The organism is Nitrospirota bacterium, assembly GCA_035516965.1.
In the GTDB taxonomy this organism is placed as follows: Bacteria; Nitrospirota; UBA9217; order UBA9217; family UBA9217; genus MHEA01.
In genome coordinates this window covers 1-21095 of the sequence record DATIZR010000099.1, presented here as the reverse complement: position 1 = coordinate 21095, position 21095 = coordinate 1, and the positions used below count along the sequence as shown (strand labels likewise).

21 protein-coding genes are annotated in these 21095 nt (G+C 54.8%); 20 read left to right on the top strand and 1 reads right to left on the bottom strand.

Annotated features, from left to right (window positions below):
- The 4 genes from VL197_14970 to VL197_14955 form a co-directional block, all read left to right on the top strand.
- Positions 1–908 (top strand): radical SAM/SPASM domain-containing protein (locus tag VL197_14970; protein HUJ19284.1); only part of this gene is annotated, 908 nt, incomplete at its 5' end.
- Positions 909–973: 65 nt separating this feature from the next.
- Complete coding sequence (locus VL197_14965) at positions 974–1249, top strand: Lrp/AsnC ligand binding domain-containing protein (protein HUJ19283.1); 276 nt, start codon at positions 974–976, stop codon at positions 1247–1249.
- Positions 1250–1273: 24 nt separating this feature from the next.
- A complete protein-coding gene (locus tag VL197_14960; protein ID HUJ19282.1) occupies positions 1274–2515 on the top strand; it encodes an HD domain-containing phosphohydrolase in 1242 nt (413 codons plus the stop codon).
- Between the two features lie 175 nt (positions 2516–2690).
- On the top strand, positions 2691–4049 hold the full coding sequence (locus tag VL197_14955; GenBank protein ID HUJ19281.1) for a TrpB-like pyridoxal phosphate-dependent enzyme: 1359 nt from the start codon (positions 2691–2693) through the stop codon (positions 4047–4049).
- A gap of 236 nt (positions 4050–4285) precedes the next feature.
- Here the strand turns inward: VL197_14955 and VL197_14950 are convergent, their stop codons facing one another.
- Positions 4286–4969: a Crp/Fnr family transcriptional regulator gene (locus VL197_14950; protein HUJ19280.1), complete on the bottom strand. Its 684-nt coding sequence runs from the start codon at positions 4967–4969 to the stop codon at positions 4286–4288.
- 308 nt (positions 4970–5277) lie between these two features.
- On the opposite strand from VL197_14950, the gene VL197_14945 reads away from it, so the two are divergent.
- From VL197_14945 to VL197_14870, 16 genes are all read left to right on the top strand, one after another.
- Positions 5278–5775 carry a DUF4442 domain-containing protein gene (locus tag VL197_14945; protein ID HUJ19279.1) on the top strand — a complete coding sequence of 166 codons (498 nt, stop codon included), beginning with the start codon at positions 5278–5280 and terminating at the stop codon, positions 5773–5775.
- 69 nt (positions 5776–5844) lie between these two features.
- Positions 5845–8034: a hypothetical protein gene (locus tag VL197_14940; protein HUJ19278.1), complete on the top strand. Its 2190-nt coding sequence runs from the start codon at positions 5845–5847 to the stop codon at positions 8032–8034.
- Positions 8035–8241: 207 nt separating this feature from the next.
- On the top strand, positions 8242–8442 hold the full coding sequence (tatA, locus tag VL197_14935; GenBank protein ID HUJ19277.1) for a twin-arginine translocase TatA/TatE family subunit: 201 nt from the start codon (positions 8242–8244) through the stop codon (positions 8440–8442).
- Between the two features lie 509 nt (positions 8443–8951).
- The gene (locus VL197_14930) at positions 8952–10256 is read left to right on the top strand and encodes a DUF3300 domain-containing protein (protein HUJ19276.1); all 1305 of its coding nucleotides are present in this window, start codon (positions 8952–8954) and stop codon (positions 10254–10256) included.
- A 44-nt stretch (positions 10257–10300) separates the two neighbouring features.
- Positions 10301–11296 carry a DUF2950 domain-containing protein gene (locus VL197_14925; protein HUJ19275.1) on the top strand — a complete coding sequence of 332 codons (996 nt, stop codon included), beginning with the start codon at positions 10301–10303 and terminating at the stop codon, positions 11294–11296.
- A 209-nt stretch (positions 11297–11505) separates the two neighbouring features.
- A complete protein-coding gene (locus VL197_14920; GenBank protein HUJ19274.1) occupies positions 11506–12252 on the top strand; it encodes a cysteine hydrolase in 747 nt (248 codons plus the stop codon).
- A 144-nt stretch (positions 12253–12396) separates the two neighbouring features.
- Positions 12397–13038 (top strand): flavodoxin family protein, encoded by a 642-nt coding sequence (locus VL197_14915; GenBank protein HUJ19273.1) that lies wholly within the window; start codon positions 12397–12399, stop codon positions 13036–13038.
- 149 nt (positions 13039–13187) lie between these two features.
- Positions 13188–13817, top strand: a complete 630-nt coding sequence (locus tag VL197_14910) for an isochorismatase family cysteine hydrolase (GenBank protein ID HUJ19272.1) — start codon at positions 13188–13190, stop codon at positions 13815–13817.
- Between the two features lie 260 nt (positions 13818–14077).
- On the top strand, positions 14078–14743 hold the full coding sequence (locus tag VL197_14905; protein ID HUJ19271.1) for a nitroreductase: 666 nt from the start codon (positions 14078–14080) through the stop codon (positions 14741–14743).
- Positions 14744–14966: 223 nt separating this feature from the next.
- The gene (locus tag VL197_14900; GenBank protein ID HUJ19270.1) at positions 14967–15755 is read left to right on the top strand and encodes an SDR family oxidoreductase; all 789 of its coding nucleotides are present in this window, start codon (positions 14967–14969) and stop codon (positions 15753–15755) included.
- Positions 15756–16268: 513 nt separating this feature from the next.
- Entirely contained in the window at positions 16269–16721 is a 453-nt protein-coding gene (locus tag VL197_14895; GenBank protein HUJ19269.1) for a hypothetical protein, read from the top strand.
- 174 nt (positions 16722–16895) lie between these two features.
- Positions 16896–17462, top strand: coding sequence for a flavin reductase family protein (locus VL197_14890; protein ID HUJ19268.1), 567 nt, complete (start codon positions 16896–16898; stop codon positions 17460–17462).
- A gap of 3 nt (positions 17463–17465) precedes the next feature.
- On the top strand, positions 17466–18533 hold the full coding sequence (locus VL197_14885; GenBank protein ID HUJ19267.1) for a DUF362 domain-containing protein: 1068 nt from the start codon (positions 17466–17468) through the stop codon (positions 18531–18533).
- A gap of 214 nt (positions 18534–18747) precedes the next feature.
- Positions 18748–19182, top strand: coding sequence for a hypothetical protein (locus tag VL197_14880; GenBank protein HUJ19266.1), 435 nt, complete (start codon positions 18748–18750; stop codon positions 19180–19182).
- Positions 19183–19411: 229 nt separating this feature from the next.
- The gene (locus tag VL197_14875; GenBank protein HUJ19265.1) at positions 19412–19690 is read left to right on the top strand and encodes a PLD nuclease N-terminal domain-containing protein; all 279 of its coding nucleotides are present in this window, start codon (positions 19412–19414) and stop codon (positions 19688–19690) included.
- Between the two features lie 358 nt (positions 19691–20048).
- Positions 20049–21041 carry an amidohydrolase family protein gene (locus tag VL197_14870; protein ID HUJ19264.1) on the top strand — a complete coding sequence of 331 codons (993 nt, stop codon included), beginning with the start codon at positions 20049–20051 and terminating at the stop codon, positions 21039–21041.
- The last annotated feature ends 54 nt before the right edge of the window (positions 21042–21095 follow it).

The following is a 21095-nucleotide window of genomic DNA, read 5'->3' as shown; positions in this document are numbered from 1 at the left end:
AAGGCCCCGATTACATCCAGTTCTATCCCACGCTCCGCTGCAACAGGAGCTGCGATTTCTGCTTCAACCGCTCACTGCGGCCGATGCAGGACATGTCAGCCGATGCATTCACGCTGATGCTGGGCCGGCTGCGGCATTTCGGCGTCGGGACGATCGACGTCATTGGGGGCGAACCGACGCTCCATCCCGCTCTTGACGGAATGCTTCGCGAATGCCGGGAAAAGGGGTTCCGCGTCAACATGAGCTCCAACGGGACGAATACGGGAGCGCTCGAGACGATCATGCGTTCGGATAACGCAGTCACGCTCGGAATATCGATCAACGACGCGGATACCCTCCACGAGCTGGCCGGCTTCATCGACAGGTTCCGGCCCGTGCTCAAGAGCGTCTACTCCCGCACGAGCGATCCGGCTTTCATCAGGGCAGTGCTCGCTCGCGCACCGGGCCGCTTCTTCCTCATCTACCGCGATGCCACGCAAGACGCTGACCTTCGTGAAACAGTGCTCTTTCCCGAGTTCCTGGCTGCGGCAGAAGCCTTCGGTCATGCTTCGGCCGTCGGCATTGTCTCGTGCTCGGGATTCCTCCCCGATCGAGAGAACTATCCGGAGCTGGCGCTGGTGCGCTGCCCCGCGGGCACGACGAAGCTCGGCGTCATGCCCGATGGGTCCGTCTACCCCTGCAACCTGCTGTTCGGCCGGCCTGAATTCCTGCTCGGCAACATCCTGACCGAGCCCTTCGAGAACATCTGGCATCACCGGGCGCTCGATTTCTTCCGGTCCTTTTCCGGGAACAGGTGCCCGCGGATGGATTGCAGGCTGTATGCCCGCTGCCACGGCGGCTGTCCTGCGCAGAGCCTTCTGCTTGCGGGCGACCTCGCGGCACCCGAGCCGCGCTGCTGTTCCGCCTGACAGGAAGGTGACTCCTGCCGGAATTCTGGTATAATGGTAAACACTTTGAACGGGAGGTGGTCATCATGGTTACTGCGCTCGTTCTGTTGACCGTTGCGAGGGACAAGGTGAACACGGTCGCGGAAACGCTCGCCGGCATGGACGGCATCACCGAGGTCTACTCGGTGGCGGGCAGGTACGATCTGGCAGTCGTCATACGCGTGAGGGACAACGAGCAGATGGCGGAGCTCGTGACGAACCACATGTTGAAGGTCGACGGCATCAAGACGTCGGAGACCCTCATGGCGTTCCGGGTCCATTCGCGCCATGACCTCGAGAGCATGTTCTCGATCGGCATGTAGCCGGTCGTCCGGAAGGAAGCAGGGATGTCCTCCACGTACAGCGAAATCGACCCTGATCCGTACATAGCGGTCTCCATTGACAAGCTTATCAACGGCGAGCCGATCCCCTTCGACGTTTTCATCAAGGACATGGGCATCGTCATTCCCCTGCTCCAGCGGGAGACGGTGTACGACGGCATCGCCTACAACGTTCTCCGGGAGCGCGGCGTGCAGAACGTGTACGTGAAGACGACGGAGGGGCACGAGCTGTACAAGTACCTTTCCCGGTTCCATGACAAGGGCGAGGTCATCCCCGACCCCGAAACGTTCAAGCGCTACCTTGTCCACAAGGACGAGTACTACGTCATCGACCGGTCGCTGCTGCGCGGGGGCATGAAGGTCAACTTCGCCATCCACGCCCTGCACAAATACGGCCTCAGGATGCTGCTCCCGGCCACGGAGACGGAGCCCCTGGCCGTCGACGACACGGTCCTGAACGCCCCCGGCGACATCGCCATCGAACCCGCCCAGATGCAGCTCTACCACGCCTATATCAACGCGCTCCTGGCGGCCGAGGACACGCCGGAGCGGGACAAGGTCAAGATCAAGGCCGTCGCGATCAAGGAGAACTCGAAGGTCGTGCTGAAGGGCCTGATCGAAGACCCGCGGAGCGGCGAGAAGATCAAGCAGTCGGTCACCGTGGTGAACAAGATGGTGGACTGCATCCTGGACAACTCCGGCACCATCTCGGACCTGCTCTCGCTCAGGACCCATGACTACTACACGTACACCCATTCGGTGAACGTTGCGGTCCTGTCCGTGGGGCTCGGCATCGCGATCGGACTCAAGCGAGACTCCATCGAAAAGCTCGGCATCGGCGCCATGCTGCACGACATCGGCAAGAGCGCCATTCCGACAGGGATCATCAACAAGCCGGGCAGGCTCGATGACGATGAATTCAGCAAGATCAAGACCCACGTGGTGGAGGGCGAGAAGATACTGCGCACGCACAAGGACATTCCCCGGGAGTCCTTCGAGGCCGTCGTGCAGCACCACGAGCGCCTGACGGGCAGGGGCTATCCGTACAACCGCAAGGGCCCGGAGATCACGACGTTCGGCAGGATCACGTCCATCGTCGACTGCTATGACGCCCTAACCACCATGCGGCCCTATCATACTGCGCGGACGCCGTTCCTGGCCCTTTCGGTCCTGACCAAGGAGGTCGGCGATTACGACGCCGACATCCTGAAGATCTTCATCAGGATGCTCGGCACGGTCAAGGCATAAGACAGCGCTTTCTGTAGTTCCTCCTGACGCCATTTTCCCAAGGCCGCTCCCGCTGCTACGTCTCCCCGCACGCGCAAGCGCAAAAAATACGATTGAGAAAGCCTCCAAAATAGGATACAATACCCGCACTTTTTTGCAATGTCGCACCAATTCCCGTTCTTTGCAGGAGGAATGCATGAGACAGACGAAGATCATTCTCGCGGACAAAGAGATCCCGACCAGATGGTACAACATCATGGCGGACATGCCGAACCTTCCGAAGCCGCCGCTCCATCCGGCAACGAAGCAGCCGATCGGACCCGATGACCTCAAACCCATCTTTCCCATGGACCTCATCCTCCAGGAGGTGAGCCAGGAGCGGTGGATCGACATCCCGGAGGAGGTCCTGGATATCTACACGCTCTGGAGGCCGTCGCCGCTGTTCCGAGCGCACCGGCTCGAGAAGGCGCTCGGCACGCCGGCGAAGATCTATTATAAGTACGAAGGCGTGAGCCCGGCGGGCAGCCACAAGCCGAACACGGCCATTCCCCAGGCCTACTATAACAAGAAGGCGGGGATCAGGCGCATCGCGACCGAGACCGGGGCCGGCCAGTGGGGCTCGTCCATGGCGCTCGCCGGCAAACTCTTCGGCCTCGACGTCACGGTCTACATGGTGAAGGTGAGCTTCGGCCAGAAGCCCTACCGCAGGATGATGATGGAGACCTGGGGCGCCACGGTTCACGCGAGCCCGTCAACGCTCACGAACGCCGGCAGGAAGATCCTCGAGGTGGATCCGGGCAACACCGGGAGCCTCGGCATCGCCATCTCCGAAGCGGTCGAGGACGCGGCCACTCACAATGACACCAACTATGCGCTCGGCTCGGTCTTGAACCACGTGTGCCTGCACCAGTCCGTGATCGGACAGGAGGCCAAGAAGCAGATGGAGATCGCGGGCGATTATCCCGACGTGGTGATAGCGTGCTGCGGCGGCGGGAGCAACTTTGCGGGGATCGCATTCCCCTTCCTGCATGACAAGCTTTCCGGCAGGAAGAAGGACCTCCGGGCGATCGCGGTGGAGCCCACGTCCTGCCCCACGCTGACCAAGGGCGAGTTCTGCTACGACTTCGGCGACGTTGCGGGGATGACGCCGCTCTTGACCATGTACACCCTCGGCCACGACTTCATGCCCTCGGGCATCCACGCCGGCGGGCTCCGGTACCATGGAGATTCGCCGATCGTGTCCCAGCTCTACCACGACAAGATCATCGAGGCAAGGGCCTATGGTCAGACGAAGGTCTTCGAGGCGGCCGTGCTGTTCGCCGGGACCGAGTCGATCATCCCGGCGCCCGAAAGCGCTCATGCCATCCGCTGCGCCATCGACGAGGCGCTCCGCGCCAAGGAGGAGGGCAGGCAGAGGACGATCCTCTTTAATCTCTCCGGCCACGGGTATCTCGATCTGCAGGCCTATGCCGATTACCGAGAAGGGAAGCTTTTCGACCACGAGCATCCCGAAGAGGACATCAAGAAGTCGCTGGAGAAACTGCCGAAGATCTGAGCAGCCACATGAGCAGTTGACGCCCGTGGCGGACTATCCGTGACGGGCGTTTTGTTTTATGGGGGATTGAGTGGCGTGCGTTCAAGAAGCAGGACGTGCAAGATCAGAATTCTGCGGGAAATAACCAGGCATGCAAAAAGAGAGTCTTCGGCAGCAAACGGGAGTCACGAAATCAGTGTTCTTTTCTGCACCGCCGTTCACAGGCCCGTGCTGACACGCGTTGCCGGGTGGTGGCGCTAGGTCCGTTCGCCTTCCTTCATGCGCTCCAGCGCGTTCGAGGCGATCAGTATCTGGCCCTCGGCTTCCCCGGTAATGCCTTTCGTCGCAAGCACCTTCATGCATTTCGACACGGCCTCGCGCGACGAACCGATCCGGGCGGCGAGCTCCCTGTGGGTGAGCCTGCCGGCCTTCAGGTATCCCTTCAAGCCGGGTCCTCCGGACCGCGCCGCCTCCAGGAGAGCCTTCACAAGCCGCTCCCCGACTTCGAGAAAGGCAAGGGACTCTATCATATCGTCGGCCTTGCGCAGACGGTCGACCAGCGTGGCCATGAGCCCCACCGCGATCCTCGGATCCTTGTCCAGGAGATCCAGGAAAACATCTTGTTTCAGCACGGCGAGCTCGGCGTCGCTGTCGGCAACGATCGTGGCCGACCGTCCCTTGCCGTCGAGCAGGCTCAACTCTCCGAAGAAAGCCCCCGGTTCGAACTGCGCCAGAATGAGTTCGTCGCCTTCCTCATCATCCAGGACCGCCTTGAGCCTGCCGGAGTTCACGATGTACAGGTCGGTGCTCGGATCGGTCTTGCGAAAGATGACGTCGCCCTTGGCGTAGCGGGCGCTCTTGCAGCGGGCGGCGATCTCCCGCACCTGGGAATCCTTCAGGTGCTTGAAGAGCGGTATGTTCTTCAGGTATCCTTCGAGCATCTGCGTTACCCCTGCGGCATGGCCCGCGGCTGCATCTTGTGACAGTTCACGCAGAGAACCACGCTTGACGTTGTCTTGTACCGGAACAGGCGGCCGTGCCGGGAGAGTCTCCTTCAATGCTGTTTTACAAGCGTGTCTGATACATAACCGGAGCGTTCTGTTATGAAGAATAGCATTGAGACCTGCTAAAATCAAGCAGATTGCGCACGGGACGCGCTCTTGAACGGAACTTTTGAGCTCCTATATTGTAATCAGCAGCAGTCTGCGGTAGAATCCCGGGCAGATGTGCCGGAAAAGCGGAGGGGGATTTGCCCGAATCAATCAAGACAAAGATCATGCGCTGGGGCTTCAATTTCTTTCCCGCCTACCGCGGTACGGGCGCGCGGATCACCTATATCGCGTCAGACTGGCGCGAGGTGCGCGTGAAGCTTCCCCTGAACTGGCGCACGAGAAACTACGTGGGCACGACTTTCGGCGGCAGCATGTACGGCGCCGTGGACCCCATTTACATGGTGATGCTGATCAAGATCCTCGGTCCTTCCTATACCGTCTGGGACAAGGCGGCTTCCCTGCATTTCAAAAAACCGGGAAAGGGGACGCTGTACGCTCGGTTCGTCTTGAGCGTGGAGGAGACCGCCCGGATCAGGGCGGCAGCGGAGGCGGAGCCGTCTGTTGAGCGCGTGTATCCCGTGGAGCTGGTCGACAAGGACGGCGTGGTGCATGCCGTTGTCGAGAAGATTCTCTATATTAGGAAAAGGGGTGGGGGAGGAGAGGGGAACGTTGACATAGCTGTGAATCAAGGATAAAGTAAAGAAGGAAAGAACAGCTCTTCAAGCCGGTGAAATGATGGTTCTTATCATGTTAGGCTTATCACCATGAAATCTTATCAGAAAATTATCTCATTGTTTTTCTTTGCATCGATCTTCCTCTCGGCATGCAGCGGCGGAGGGGGCCTGACCATTCCGCTTTCCGACGCAAAAGCCATTACCGCATTCTCCTTCACGAACCTGGCGGCAACAGGTACGATTGATGAGAGCGCAAAGACTATTTCCGTCACGGTGCCGAATGGAACGAATGTAACCAGACTGGTCGCGACCTTCACCACCACGGGTGCCGGCGTAAAGGTCGGCTCAACAATGCAGATAAGCGGCGCGACGGAGAATGACTTCACGAATCCCGTAACCTACCTGGTAACGGCTGCTGACGGTTCATCGCTGGCGTATACCGTAACGGTGACCATTCTGCCTGCTGATGCAAAAGCCATAACCGCGTTCTCCTTCACGAACCCGGCGGCAACAGGTACGATTAATGAAAGCACAAAGACCATTGCGGTAATAGTCCCTTTTGGAACGGATGTTACCGCGCTGATAGCCACATTCAGCACGAATGGTGCCAGCGTAAAGGTCGTCGCAACAGTACAAATAAGCGGCGCGACGCCGAATGACTTCACGAGCCCGGTGACTTACACGGTAACCGCTGCGGACGGCACAGTGGCAACATATACCGTGACAGTAACCGTCACAGCAAGCTCGGCAAAAGCCATAATCGCATTCTTCTTCACGAACCCGGCGGCAACGGGTACGATTGATGAGAACTTAAAGACTATTTCCGTAATCGTGCCGATGGGAACGGATGTAACGGGGCTGGTCGCGGTCTTCACCACCACGGGTGCCGGCGTAAAGGTCGGTTCAACAGTTCAGGTAAGCGACGTGACGGTGAATGACTTCACGAGTCCCGTGACCTACCTGGTGACGGCTGCTGACGGGTCATCGCTGGCGTATACCGTAAGAGTGGTCATTCCGCTTTCCGATGCAAAAGCCATAACCGCGTTCTCCTTCACGAACCCGGCGGCACCAGGTACGATTGATGAGAACGCAAAGACTATTTCCGTAATCGTGCCGAAGGGAACGAATGTAACGGGGCTGGTCGCGGCCTTCACCACCACGGGTGCCGGCGTAAAGGTCGGTTCAACAGTTCAGGTAAGCGGCGTGACGGCGAATGACTTCACGAGTCCCGTAACCTACCTGGTGACGGCTGCTGACGGGTCATCGCTGGCGTATACGGCAACGGTGGCCATACGGGCAACCACCTCGACGATTGGAGCGATCCGTTGGGACGCATGGATGGGGGACAGCGATTGGGCCGGGGTACAAGTTGACAAGGACCTGGGCCCGAACCATTGGCATTATCGCCTGCCATTCTATGCTATCGAGATTAGCGCGGACCAGGTTTCGATCATTGCCAATACCCAGGCGGTTATCGATCAGGAAATCGCGTATGCCAGGAACGCGGGAATCAACTATTTCGCCTACGTTTTGTACCACAACAGCGATCGGCTCCTTGCAGGTGAAGAAACCGCCTTGAACCTCTATTTCAGCAGTGCGCACAAGAATGACATAAATTTTTGCTTCATCCTGGACGGCGTCGCCCTCTCGGCGATGACCGCGACTAACATCGACTGGATTGGAGCCAAGTTCCAGGACCCCGGCTATCAGAAGGTTCTGACGAACAGGCCCCTCGTGTATGTTTTCGGCGATACGGGAGCGCCGCCGGATTTGACACCTCTCGTGACTGGAGCGCAAGCGGCTGGTTTGGGAGCCCCGTATTTTGTGGATATGCAGGGGAATATGACCTCTCCCCCACCGGATGCTTACAGCAATTATTCAATAAACGGAGGTTCGTCGACGGGCGCGCCGTTTACCGACCTGATGTCGCTGGCCCGAGGCACCTGGATGGGCCATGATAAGGGCGTTCCCCTTGTCTCTGCAGGCTGGGATGGACGGCCCCGGATTGAAAATCCGGTATCCTGGGCTCAGACAAACTGGTACACCAATTGGTATTTGGAAGCTACGCCCCAGCAGATCGCGACGGAACTTTCTACGGCCGTCACGGACGTGAAGAACAATCCTGCGCAATTTGAAGCCAACACCATTCTGATATACGCCTGGAATGAGTTCGACGAAGGCGGGTGGATCTGTCCCGGCCTCGCAACGGGCTTGGGCGCTACCCCGACCTATGAGGGCGCGGTGAGACTGAACGCCATTGCACAGGTACTTCTTCCCTGATACTGGACCTCTCGTTATGGGACCTGTAGTATCCCTCACCCGCAGGATTCATCAGATCAGCGTTTCCGTCGCCGCGTCCGCACTTTCCGCTTTCCCCTTAGCTTATTACGTTATGCTTTTATGCTATAATGAAAATGTTTTATACTGGAAGTCAACAATAGTATTCGTTGGTTCCTCGATCTTTTCCTAATACTAAGGAGGTGTTCCATGTTTGAAGGACTTTTCCGACCGATGCATTTGCTCCTGATACTTTTTATCGTTTTAATCATATTTGGCCCCGGGAAATTGCCGGAGATTGGGGAAGGGCTGGGGAAAAGCATACGGTCATTCAAGAAAGCCATGACCGAAAAAGACGATCTGAAAGAGGAGACCCAGTCTATTGAACAAAAAGCAGAAAAAAAGGCATAAGAGCATTCTCAATTTATTCAGTACCCTTCTATAAGAATCGGCAGGCCATATACCTACTAGCGAGAGGGAACGTGCCTGCCGATTTCGACAATCCTGAACACTTCAAAATTTCAAATAAAAAGCTTTTCCGTTGCGTAAATTGAAAGCTACGAAGCTCTGGATCGCGAGATCATTCGTCATTTCGGAAAGTGAAGCTTAACGAGTGAGGGCCACAGCGTTTAGGTCTTCCTGACGTCCGTTGCCGTCGCATCTTGCCTGAATTGTGAAGTACATGCTCAAAGCAACAATAGAGGGATAGAGGCTTTAATACGTTTTTAATAAAAGAGGAAAAGGGTTCAACTTTTCACTCTCAATCGTCTCTAATGATATGTAGAGGATTACGAAGACTACTTACAGATTGTCAACTGATTCCAGTTTGTTTGCTGCGACAGCAATCGAGGAGCATCAAGTGCATGCCAGCTACCCTACAGTAAATAGAGGAAGGATCTACGCCCGTGAATAGGACCTTCATGAAAAGCATTTTGGTTGCATTTGTTGTGAGCATCGCAACGCTCCTGTCTGTTCAAGCCTGGGGGGATGACCAGGACCTGACATATTCAATATCGTTCACGGATGACGAACTTGATAACCTCCTTGCGCCCATTGCTCTCTACCCGGATCCTCTGCTGGCCCAGATACTGCCGGCCTCGACGTATCCGGCAGAGGTTGCCGATGCGGAAGCGTGGCTGAATAGCGGCGGTGATGTTTCAAGCATTGACGAGCAGGATTGGGCTGAGTCCGTTAGGGCAATTGCGCACTACCCCGGCGTTCTTAAAATGATGGCCGATAACATGGATTGGACTGCCAACGTGGGAGACGCCTTTCTCAACCAGCCGGAAGATGTGGCCAGTTCGGTTCAGCGGCTCAGGTGGCGCGCGAGGGCCGTCGGCAATCTGGTCAGCAACGCCGAACAGAGTGTCATCATCGACGGAGACTATATCCAGATCGTTCCGGCTCAACCTCAGTACGTATACGTCCCGCAGTATTCACCCTCTGTTGTATATGTTGAAAGTCCGGCCATGGGTTATCCGCCTTTCATCACCTTTGGATACGGCCTGGCGATCGGCGGCTGGCTGACCATGGACTTCGACTGGGGTCACCACCATGTGATCTATCATGGCTGGAATCGCCCCGGCTGGGTCGATCATGCAAGACCCTATGTTCACGTGAGGGATGTTTATGTCAACCAAAGCAGGCCCTCCATACACCAGACATGGAGGCATGATAGATCGCACGGTGACCCAGCCCGTTACCTGGCATCGCGACCCAGTGGTCCGAATGCCGACAGGTATGCACGCGTAGGCGAAGCAAGGGGGAGCGCTGTGACACAGCCCAGGCCCGCGGGAGGGACGTATGGCCGCGGAAGGGACGCCTACGCATACAGCAATCGCGGCAGCGAAAGCCGTGGTGTTGTGAACCAATGGCCGAAACCACCTGCTCAAAGTATCAGCCAGCGACCGACGCCGCCGACTCCGAGTATCAGCCAGCGACCGACAGCGCCGACCCCGAGTGTCAGCGAGCGACCGACACCGCCGACTCCACGTATCACCAGCCAGCCTCAGCCCGGTCCGGGCCGCGAGCGGATGCAGCCCGAGAGTCCGCCTTCGGTCACGTTTGGTGGTTACCGGGGGGGTAATGAGGCCAGGGAGCAGAGCCTTCGCGGCCAGAACAGCCGCCAGAGCAGTGAAGGGGCACGATCTCCCGCTGCCCCGGCGAGCCATGGCAATGCTCCTGCAGGGAAAAACGCCGCCAGCGGAGACAGACAACGCCGGTAGCAAAGGCAGGTTTACTTCAAATATTTTCTTCAAAGGGTCACAAATTGAATTCAGAGAGGAAGAAAACTATGGTGACAATTCAACAGAAATTCCTATCTCGTTCCTCACGAGGGATGATCTTTATTGCTGCGCTATTGGTAACTGCAATGGCTGTTTTTATCTTGAGCATGCCACTGATGGCGGCGGAATCGCAAAAACGCTTCTCCTCTCCCGAAGATGCCTTAAAAGGACTCGTTGAGGCTGTCAAGGCAAAGGACAAGGCGGCACTCGACCGGATATTCGGCCCCTCCGGGAAAGACCTTCGCTCCAGCGACGAGGTGCAGGCCGCCGCCGAATTTGAGGAATTTACGAAACACGCAGCAGAGAAGACCAGCCTCGTGAAAGTGAATGATTCAAAGGTGATCATTCACATAGGCAACGAGAACTGGCCGTATCCGATCCCCCTGGTAAAGGTCAATGGCAAGTGGATCTTTGATACCGAAGCGGGAAAAGAAGAGGTCCTGAACCGCAGGATCGGGGAAGACGAACTCACCGCCATACTGGTCTGTCGCTCATACGTCAAGGCACAGCGCGAGTATGTCCTGAAGGACTGGGATGGCGACGGGATCCTTGCGTATGCACAGAAACTTCGGAGCGATCCCGGCACGAAGAACGGTCTCTTCTGGAGGCACGCGCCAGGCGAAGCAGTGAGCCCGCTCGGTGAGCTCGTGGCACAGGCAAGGATAGAGGGCTATAAGAAGGAAAAGTCCGTGTTCAAGGAACAGCCTATGCCGTTTCATGGCTACTATTTCAAGATACTGACAAAACAGGGAGAGCATGCGCCGGGCGGAAAATACGATTACATCATCAATGGCAACATGGTCGGCGGCTTCGGTCTGGTCGCATTTCCATCAAACTGGGGCAAGTCGGGGGTGATGGCCTTTATCGTCAACCAGCAGGGCAAGGTTTTTCAGAAAAATCTCGGACCCGACACCTCAAGTATCGCCCAGGAGATGCAAGCGTACGACCCGGATGAGACGTGGACATTGGTTAAGGAGTGAGAGGTCTTTAGCAGGCTGCTGAAAAATGTTCCGTCATGGTCATCCTGAACGATGAGAAGGATCTCGAGTATTCGAAAAGACGAGATTCTTCGCTGCGCTCAGAATGACATTTTTGGTGTCACCTCCACATGGCCCCGAAGTCTCCATCCCGACTCTGGTAACGCATTGCGGCCGGATTTTTTCTCATTTCGCTCAGGAGGGCATTCATCATGCGCACTATTGTTCGAATCGCATTTTTGGTTGTCTGTCTGGCTCTCTCGGGAACCGCGGTCTTCGCGGTAGACAAGCAAGACACCCCGAAAGACGCTGGCACACCGGGGCCTGCTGTTCATACTCCCAGGACGGCGGTACTGATCAGCCCGGAGTTGACCATCAATAGCACGAGAACAGCGGTACTCATCATGGACTACGAGAACGATATCGTGGGCTCGCTTTCTGAGGATGTCCGGGTCCCGTTGCTTGAAAGAGCAAGCACAATACTGAAGGAAGCGCGGCAGGCGAAACTGCAGATCATCTACGTCGTCGTCCGGTTTCGCGACGGCTACCCAGAGGTCAACCCGCAGAACAAGCTATTCAGCGGCCTGAAACAATCAGGCCGGCTTGTTGAGGGCACGCCGGGTGCAGAAATAGATCCGAGGGTCGCGCCGCAACCGGGCGATATTGTGGTCACGAAGCGCCGTGTCGGAGCTTTTTCCACAACCGACCTGGAAACAATACTCCGGTCAAAGAATATCAACAGGCTTGTGCTATTCGGGATCTCGACAAGCGGCGTGGTCCTTTCCACGGTACGCTGGGCCGCCGACATGGATTATTCGCTCGTCGTCGTATCAGATGCCTGCGCGGACCGGGATGCAGAAGTGAACCGCGTATTGATGGATAAGGTGTTCCCCTGGCAGGCTACGGTAGTAACCAGCCGCGAGTTTCTGAAGGCCATCGGCGCCAGGGATATAAAATGATCTGTTGGTTTTTTTCCTGCACGTTGCGGAAGTTTCGTTTCCTGGAAATTGCAAGTTCATGCTCAAATTGCCGAGTAGTACTCTCTTTGAGATTTTATAGGTTCAACGAGTGATAAGGATAACCCGACCAGAGAGGTACCGCGCATGAACATTATCGCGATAAATGGAAGCCCAAGGAAGAACTGGAACACGGCAACGTTACTGGAAAAAGTTCTCGAAGGCGCTGCATCACAGGGAGCGAATACCACGCTTGTTCATCTGTATGATCTGAACTACAAAGGATGCCGCAGCTGCTTTGCCTGTAAAACAAAGGGCGGCAAAAGTTACGGCACCTGCGCGGTGAATGACGACGTGTCGCCAATCCTGAAAAAGATACGCGAGGCTGATGGTCTCATTCTCGGTTCTCCGATATATTTTGGGACCGTGTCGGGTGAGATGAAATCATTCATGGAACGACTGCTCTTTTCCGTATTGTCCTATACCGATCCCCCGGTTTCTCTTTTCCCGAAAAAGATCCAGACCGGGTTCATTTATACAATGAATGTGACCGAGGAACAATCAATGAACTTTAGCCTCGAGCGCCATGTTGCTTTGAACGAGAGCTACCTGAAAAGAATATTCGGCGCCTCGGAGTCCCTCCTCTGCTTTGACACGTATCAGTTTGACGATTATTCGAAAGTAATCGCCGATCGATTTGATCCTGAGAAAAAAATGAAGAGACGCAAAGAAGTATTTCCGAAGGATTGTGAAAAAGCATTTCAAATGGGAGTCAGATTCGCCCATTAAAATCATCTGATCACGGTCCTGGTCGTTATCGCATCGAAGTTATACCCCACGTTGATACAATCGGTTTCCTTTTGAGACAGCGTGCAGCGTCCGCATAGGATGGAACTGCAGGGTTCGAGAAATAGTCATCGTGAAGAAGGGAGCCGTCGATGATAAATTCACATGGCATTACCATATATGAAGAACTGAGGGAAATAGTCGATCCCCGTCATTCGTGCCTCATCGTCTGGGACGTCCAAAACAACCTCGTAGACAGGATCTTCAACCGGGAAGCGTTCCTTGACAGTCTCAAAAATCTCATAGACAGCCTTCGCAATACAGTTCCTGTCGTGTACACGATCATAACACCTGATCCTGCCGGGTTCCAATCGTCCTGGCGGCTTTATTCCATGATGCGGCGCTTGAATGTCAGGGAAGTCGACAAGCTGCCGCGCTCGATGGTCCCGGGCTCCCGGGAAAGCCAGGTCCCCGAAAAGGTAAAGCCTGCGGAAGGGGACGCCATTCTGAACAAGACGACTGCAAGCATCTTCATCGGTACCAATTTTGAGAACATGATGAGGAACAGGGGGATAACGACCTTGCTCTTCACCGGCATAGCAACAGAGTACGGCGTTGAGTCGTCCGCACGCGATGCGGCAAACAGAGGGTTCTGGCCTGTTGTTGTCTCCGACTGCGTCTCGTCGGCGGACAAGGAAGCCCATCAGCGTTCGTTGAAAAATCTTGAGAAGCTGGTTATCGTAAAAAGTTCGGCGGAAATAGTGGAAAGCATCGTAGGTTAGTAGCTAAGAAATCAAATTCCACTAATAATGGCAAGAAATTTCTCGCAGAGGCGCAGAGCTCTCAGAGAGAAGCGCAGAAAATATTCTGGGTTAAAACCAAGACTTAAAGATTTTGATTTAACTCTGCGTTCTCAGCGTGCTCTGCGAGAGATGCCCTTTTGGTCCCGGCTTGTCCGGGTTAGGTGCTCAGGAATGAATTTGTCGACTGCGAGCGTATTGCTTCGCTTTATCTGGAAATACCGGAAGGGGAGGGCTCTTTCATGCATATCATTGATGCTTTGAACACACGGTTTACGGTCCGCGCTTTTAAGCCTGATCCCGTCGACCGCAATACGCTCGAAAGTGTCATGGAGGCGGCGCTCAAGGCGCCATCTTGGGCCAACACGCAGCCGTGGGAGGTCTACGTGGCCGGAGGCGAGGTCCTGAACAGACTGCGCGAGGTCTATCTTACGAACCTGAAAAACTGCGTGGCGCGAAACCCCGATCTTGCGGTGCCCAAAGAGTGGCCGCCTGCGCTCCTGAAACGGATGGAGACCCTGAAGTCCGAGCGCATGGCGACCCTTGAGCGCGTCTGTCTGGACAAATCAGAGCTCAAGGACCTGTCGGAAATGAATTATCATTTCTTTCATGCGCCGGTGGTCGCCTATATCTGCATGGACCGCACGCTTACCCCCTGGTCGATCTTCGACCTCGGCCTTTTTTCCCAGAGCCTCATGCTGGCGGCGCGCCACTTCGGCCTCGGTTCAGCCCCGGCAGTGACCCTTGCCGCCCATCCTGACCTGATCCGGAAGGAACTGAAAATACCGGATGACCTTTCGATCATCATCGGGATCGCGCTCGGGTATGCGGACGCCGAACATCCTCAGAACCAGTATCGGACCCTCCGGCGGACTGTTCAGGAAGCGGTGACGTTCAAGGGGATTTAGCGCATGCGAAGAAGGTCCGGTCCTTAATTTTGTCTTTGGTCGAGAAGAGGGAAGTAATCAAAGCTTCTATTATCATATCAATGGTCTCATAATAGACTGTACCCCCGAGTTCGTCATTCCTGCGAAAGCAGGAATCCAGGCTCTAGCCAAAATCCCTCAGATTCCGGGTCATGCCCGGAATGACCGTTTTATTAGACTATTAATAAGGTGTTGAGAGGTGAGCATGGGCAAATTGGACGGGAAAGTGGCGCTCGTGACCGGCGGCGGCCGGGGCATGGGCAGGGCCATTGCCGAGGGATACGTTCAGGAGGGCTGTTGCGTGGTCGTGACCGCGGCCCGCGAGCGGGCGGAGATCGATTCCTTTGTCTCCGCCTGGGGAAGGGACAAGGCCCTTGCTCTTCTGGCGGACGTTGCCGATTTCCGCGCCTGTGAGGGCGTCATAGGCGAAACGATCTCCCGTTTCGGCCGCATTGACGTGCTTGTGAACAACGCCGGCCGGGGCATGAAATATGTTTCCCCGGCCTTCATGACCGAGCCGGCACGCTTCTGGGAAACAGACCCCGGGACATGGAAGATGGTGATCGATACGAACGTGAACGGACCCTTCTACATGGCACGTGCAGCGGTGCCGCATTTGCTGCGCCAGAAGAGCGGTGCGATCATCAATGTGACCATGAACTACGAGACCATGAAGCGCAAAGGGTTCTCGCCCTACGGCCCGTCGAAAGCGGCCCTTGAGTCCGAGACGATCATCTGGGCCCAGGACCTGGAAGGCACGGGCATAACCGTGAACGAGATCCTTCCCGGTGGCCCAACCGACACCGGCATGATCCCGTCCGGCATTCCCGCTGATCTGCGCTCACGCCTGCTCAAGCCCGGGATCATCGTTCCCCTAGCCGTCTTTCTTGCATCCGATGAGGGACGGAGGATCACGGGCAGGCGCCTCACGGCAACGGAATGGTCGCCTGAGAAGGCCGATGGTGTACCTGCCTCGAAAGGCATCGGCGCATAGCGGGCTGCGCGATCAAGTCACATTCTATATTCTCCTGTCTCTTCTCCCCTCCCATAGGGTCTACCCCACACTATAGCATTACGACTGCGTTGACATAAAATTGAAAGAAGCTTATATTCGTCTAAATAGCGATAACCGGGTGCGTTCATTTCTAAACCAGATGATATCTGATTCGCGGCGTTTTCTAGGGGGTCTGATCAATAAGTTGTTAATTTTCTCGATGATAAACTTATGGGCCATAAATTGACATGTCGTTTGCGTTTATATCCCCCCGCTGAAATAATGGTAAGGAAATTGACACTGCTCGCAACGGCTATTTGCACGTCAATCTGTGTAAGTGGATGTGTTCTGACGAGAGCTGCTTATAATAATGCATCTCTGTACGCAGATATAACCGATATTGAACAGGTAAAGGCGGATGAAACCGAACTGACAATAGAGTATGTGATAGTCCCGACCGTTGACAGGGATCTGTCTCCAGATAATAAAAGGAGGTCTAGGAGATGCGGCCATGTGAGTCTCAGACCGACTCCGGTAAGACTCTATCAAGCCAAAACGTATGGGGAGAACTGGACACGAGAGAACGGCGACAAATTCCCCTCTCTCGGCAATGATGTTCGTTTGCTCTACGACGGCGAAACCGTGCTAACGCCATGCTCCGGTAAATCCTTCAACAATTCACATACAGTACCTGTCATTAAGGATCGCAATTTACCGACTGCAGAATATAGTCACGGTTTTGTTTATTTTAATCCCGCGTTGTTTTACCATCAAGTCCATTATTTTTATCCATCCGAAACTGGAGGAGAAGTAAGAGCTCTCGAAATTACCGCCTCTGATGTGAAATATGTTCCCTGGTACGGACCTTTATTAGGTATTTGCCTGCCAGCAGCCTTTTTGATAGACGTTGTGGCATTGCCTGTTGAGCTCATTTATATATCGGCAACTGGAGAATCTATAATGTGAATACAATCTTTTAACCTGTGCCTCCACAGCGACTCGCCAAAGGGCGGAGTGTAAGGCACGAGTTGATAACAAATTGCAACCGACATTTTACAACAGTCTTCATCGTGCACAACTTCTGGAAATTGCACAGTGCCGGGCAATGGACAAATTCAGGTTCAGGAAAGGGAGGTTCCTATGAAAAGGTCGCTGGGTGCCAAGACACTCGCACAGCCATCACCCGTCTGGGTTATCGGAAGCTATGACTCGCAGGGGAAGCCGAACATGATGACGATCGCATGGGGCGGAATCTGCTGTTCACAGCCGCCCTGCGTCACTATCTCCCTGCGCAAGGCGACGTACACCTATGGGTGCATCCAGGAGCGCAAGGCATATACCATCAACATCCCTTCTGCCGCGCTGGTGAAAGAGGTGGACTATGTCGGCACCACTTCGGGGAAACAGGTCGACAAGTTTGCGTCGACGAAACTCACCCCCGTTCGAAGCGACCTCGTTGACGCTCCGTACATCAAGGAGTTCCCCCTGGTGATCGAATGCAGGGTGCTCCACACGCTGGAGATCGGGCTTCACACGCAATTCGTCGGCGAGATCATGGACATCAAGGCCGAAGAGTCGGTGCTCGATGAACAGGGAATGCCGGATATGCAGAAGCTCCATGCGCTCGTTTTTGACACAGGGCAAGGCGCCTACTGCGGCATTGGCGAGCGCATTGGCAAGGCATTTTCGATCGGGAAAAAGGAATAACCCATGTCAAAGGTCATGATCCATCCCGCCAGTTATGAGAATGTCCGTCAAGCCGTGGACCGGGCATTTGAACTATTCCCCATCACTGTCTCGGGGAAAAAAGTCCTGATCAAGCCCAATGTGCTCCGAAGCTCGGAAACAAAGGAAGGCATCGTCACCAATCCTGCAGTTCTTCGCGCTGTCGTGGAAAAGGTGGAGACCATGGGCCCCGCCTCCCTTATTGTGGGAGACAATCCGGGCCTTTTCAGTTACGGCGCGAACGAGGAGAGCTTCACGAGAACGGGCCTGATGGAAGCAGCCAGCGGCTGGTATAAGAACATCGGAAATGATTCCCAGAGGGTCGCTTTCAATCCCAAGTACATGCCCTTTGTGAGCGTCTCGCGGGACATTCTGGAAGCCGATGTCATCATCAGTCTGCCGAAATTCAAGACTCACGGTCTGACCGTTGTGACCGGGGCTATCAAGAACAGCTACGGTTTATTGCCAGGCGCCCAGAAAGCCATGCTGCACAAGGCCGCCGGCAACCCGGCGGATTTTAATGAAGTGATAGTAGAGGTATTCAGGCTCAGAGTGCCGGACCTGTTCATCGTCGACGCAGTGGTCGGGATGGAAGGCAACGGGCCGGCCTCCCCCGACCTCAGACATATCGGCGTGATCCTCGCCTCTGACAATGCTGTTGCCGTCGATTCCGTCATCGCCACGATGATGGGATGCGACCCGGGGCGGCTGCGTTTCCTCCAGAAGGCGAAAGAGGCGGGCCTGGGCGACTACGACCTCAGCGCGATCGAGATCATCGGGGAGCTGAAACGGCTGCCTGATTTCAAGCTCCCCCCGCTTGGCGGCGAAGCGATATTCCGCAACGAGGCCATGCAGTCAATGATCCATAATCGGGCGATCCTTCGTCCTCAGGCGGATCCCGGAAAGTGCACGAGCTGCGGCACCTGCGTTGATCATTGCCCGGTATCGGCTCTATCCATGGTTGCGAATGTCCCTCGGGTGAACGCCGACGCCTGTATTGCGTGCTTTTGCTGTCAGGAGATGTGTCCTGAGAAAGCCATTGCGCTGCGATGAACAAGAAAAATATTCGGTCACGAGAGACATTATTATGGTAAGTTCCATTCTGGAATCAATGCACCTTCGCCGTCTCCGCGTCGCCTTTCCGTGATCGCGGCGGTACTTTCTGCGATTATGCGCTCGCAATCAATTGCGAAAATGTATGGATAACATGTGGTAATAAACGCCTGATGCTGTGTACTGGATTATTTATTCTCCACGGAGGTTCTCAATGAGAGTATCTGAAATGATAAAAAATGCACTCGATGAAAAAGGATTTAAAAACCTCAAAGACGCTTCTAAGGCGTTGGGGATCAGCTCGGAGCTCCTGCGCGTCACTATTCATAAAGGACATATTCCGAAAGATGATACGCTCACGATGATCGCAAGGAATCTGAACCTCGATACGTCCACGCTTATTCTCGCAGCGCACCAGGAAATAGTACCCGACGAGGTCAAAAGCTATTTTCTTGTTCCTTCACAAGCCAAATTCAACCGGGGCAAGCGTAAATATCCTCTTTCCGAAGAGCAGACCTCTTATCTTGATAAAGTCCTGAACCTTGATGAGATCATGATGCTGAGAAAAATGCGGCAGGTAACCGATGAGGCGCGGATGCAGATAGCAGGCTATGTAGACTTCATGTATGGATCGAAGAGGAGCGGCTGAATGATTTCGTCCTGATAAAGCAGGACCAACAATTAAAAAGAAATATAGATAATTTTATCCCGCTGAGAGCGCTACTTCCTGAAGTCCGCAACGATCGCATCATTTGGAAATTGCATGCATCTGGTATTATCGGCATGAGGTCCACTCGTTCGAGTCCATTATGGGGAGCCAGGCATGATTCGAACCAAAACAACCGGCGTCATCATTGAAATGACAAAAGGACGAACCTATGAACCCTGGATTTGACCTGTCCTCAGCCTTTCAGCAACTCAAAGGTATCTCCGTCGCATTATCGTTGACAATCTTTGCAGCTTTTATTTTATGGATCTTTTCATTGATCGATCTGCTCAGGAGCGAATTTAAAAGAGATATTAATAAACTTGTTTGGTTCTTTACTATTACAATACCCGTGCTCGGGCCTTTACTTTACATTTTCATCGGAGATGATCAAAAAATAGAAAAGGAAGTAGAAGATGACGACGCCCCTCACCGGAGGCGGCGAACATGAAATGGCGGGAGCTGGCTGCGACTTGGCTTTTCTCGTCCTTGTCAAAACAAAGACATACTACACTTGCAGGCGCCGCCAGGATAGACATGATCCGTAAAGGGGTGTAGAATCGCATTTGAAGTTTGCGTCCTGCGCTTCTTCCTGAAGCCTGCCTGCGAATGCTTTTTAACATGAGCGCATATTTCACATCGCAGTGCAATATCCTTTCTGGATTCTGCACTCGTCCTAGATGCAGTGGTGATGTAACCTGCATGTAGTATTTCACATCATCTGTCACTCATAGACGGATTTGCAGAGATATCCGAACTGGTATAATCAAGTAGTAGGGCAATGCAGTTCAGAAAGTAAAGAGATCGCCATGAGGACCGACCGGAAGAGTCTGGTAGTCGCCATTGTAATTCTAATAACGGTGGCCCGCGTGGGCGTGGCTGCTGAACTCTACACCGGCTCCATAATCGACGCACATAGCCATCTTGGAGCATCGTTCGATTGGGATACGATGATCCACGTTATGGATCTCAATAACGTCTCGCGGCAGATTGTCATGGCGCGATATTATCCCGGCCCGGCTGGCTCTGCCGACCGGCCTGGAAACGACGACCTTGCACTGGCGCTGGCGAGCAAATACCCCGGCCGTTTTATTTCTCTTGTTGGGATGCAGAGGCCGGAACTCACGGGTGCGAGCAAGTGGCTCAATCCCGATGATGCCATCCTGAGGCTTCTGAAAGAGACTGAGGAAAAGCTCGCTACGGGTCGCTTCTGGGGCATCGGCGAGGTCATGGTGAAGCACTTCGCCTACTCATCGGGGCCACATGCCGAGCAGGAAAACCCGATTTATTCCTCCTTCATGCAGAGCCTGAGCAGGTTAGCCTCCCGCTTTGACGTGCCCATCGTCCTTCACATGGAGGGCGCACCGCGTCTTGTCGAAGACTTTGCCCGCCTCCTCCGGGAAAACCCCAGGGTCCGCTACGTATGGGCGCACAACTGCGGTCGCAGCAAGGCATCCCTAATCCGGGCCATGCTGGAGAATCATCCGAACCTGTATTGTGACCTTGCCAACATGACCAATGTGGGAAAGACGGGTTACGGCATCGGCTGGCCGCGGATGGAGGAGTACACAGCATTGATAGAGAAGGATGGCATACTGTTTCCGGAGATGCGCGAGGTGTACGAAGCCTTCCCGGACCGCTTCATGATCGGCATGGATGTGGCACACGCACCTGGCATGAACCCCGAGAACTACGGGCGACGTGTTCAACGCTTCCGCGAGCTCCTTGCACAACTTAAGCCACAAACCGCCGCCGCGTTTGCCCAAAGCAACGCCATAAGAATCTTTAAGCTGGACCGGTAAGCGTGATGACGTCCTGGAACTATGATCCTCGGCAAGCTCAAAAATAAAAAAACA

What these genes read in the sequence shown, in the direction of transcription:
- VL197_14965 (HUJ19283.1), top strand. Translation starts at nt 974, where the DNA reads ATGGTTACTGCGCTCGTTCTGTTGACCGTTGCGAGGGACAAGGTGAAC.
- VL197_14960 (HUJ19282.1), top strand. Translation starts at nt 1,274, where the DNA reads ATGTCCTCCACGTACAGCGAAATCGACCCTGATCCGTACATAGCGGTC.
- VL197_14955 (HUJ19281.1), top strand. Translation starts at nt 2,691, where the DNA reads ATGAGACAGACGAAGATCATTCTCGCGGACAAAGAGATCCCGACCAGA.
- VL197_14950 (HUJ19280.1), bottom strand. Translation starts at nt 4,969, where the DNA reads ATGCTCGAAGGATACCTGAAGAACATACCGCTCTTCAAGCACCTGAAG.
- VL197_14940 (HUJ19278.1), top strand. Translation starts at nt 5,845, where the DNA reads ATGAAATCTTATCAGAAAATTATCTCATTGTTTTTCTTTGCATCGATC.
- tatA (HUJ19277.1), top strand. Translation starts at nt 8,242, where the DNA reads ATGTTTGAAGGACTTTTCCGACCGATGCATTTGCTCCTGATACTTTTT.
- VL197_14930 (HUJ19276.1), top strand. Translation starts at nt 8,952, where the DNA reads ATGAAAAGCATTTTGGTTGCATTTGTTGTGAGCATCGCAACGCTCCTG.
- VL197_14920 (HUJ19274.1), top strand. Translation starts at nt 11,506, where the DNA reads ATGCGCACTATTGTTCGAATCGCATTTTTGGTTGTCTGTCTGGCTCTC.
- VL197_14915 (HUJ19273.1), top strand. Translation starts at nt 12,397, where the DNA reads ATGAACATTATCGCGATAAATGGAAGCCCAAGGAAGAACTGGAACACG.
- VL197_14910 (HUJ19272.1), top strand. Translation starts at nt 13,188, where the DNA reads ATGATAAATTCACATGGCATTACCATATATGAAGAACTGAGGGAAATA.
- VL197_14905 (HUJ19271.1), top strand. Translation starts at nt 14,078, where the DNA reads ATGCATATCATTGATGCTTTGAACACACGGTTTACGGTCCGCGCTTTT.
- VL197_14900 (HUJ19270.1), top strand. Translation starts at nt 14,967, where the DNA reads ATGGGCAAATTGGACGGGAAAGTGGCGCTCGTGACCGGCGGCGGCCGG.
- VL197_14890 (HUJ19268.1), top strand. Translation starts at nt 16,896, where the DNA reads ATGAAAAGGTCGCTGGGTGCCAAGACACTCGCACAGCCATCACCCGTC.
- VL197_14885 (HUJ19267.1), top strand. Translation starts at nt 17,466, where the DNA reads ATGTCAAAGGTCATGATCCATCCCGCCAGTTATGAGAATGTCCGTCAA.
- VL197_14880 (HUJ19266.1), top strand. Translation starts at nt 18,748, where the DNA reads ATGAGAGTATCTGAAATGATAAAAAATGCACTCGATGAAAAAGGATTT.
- VL197_14875 (HUJ19265.1), top strand. Translation starts at nt 19,412, where the DNA reads ATGAACCCTGGATTTGACCTGTCCTCAGCCTTTCAGCAACTCAAAGGT.
- VL197_14870 (HUJ19264.1), top strand. Translation starts at nt 20,049, where the DNA reads ATGAGGACCGACCGGAAGAGTCTGGTAGTCGCCATTGTAATTCTAATA.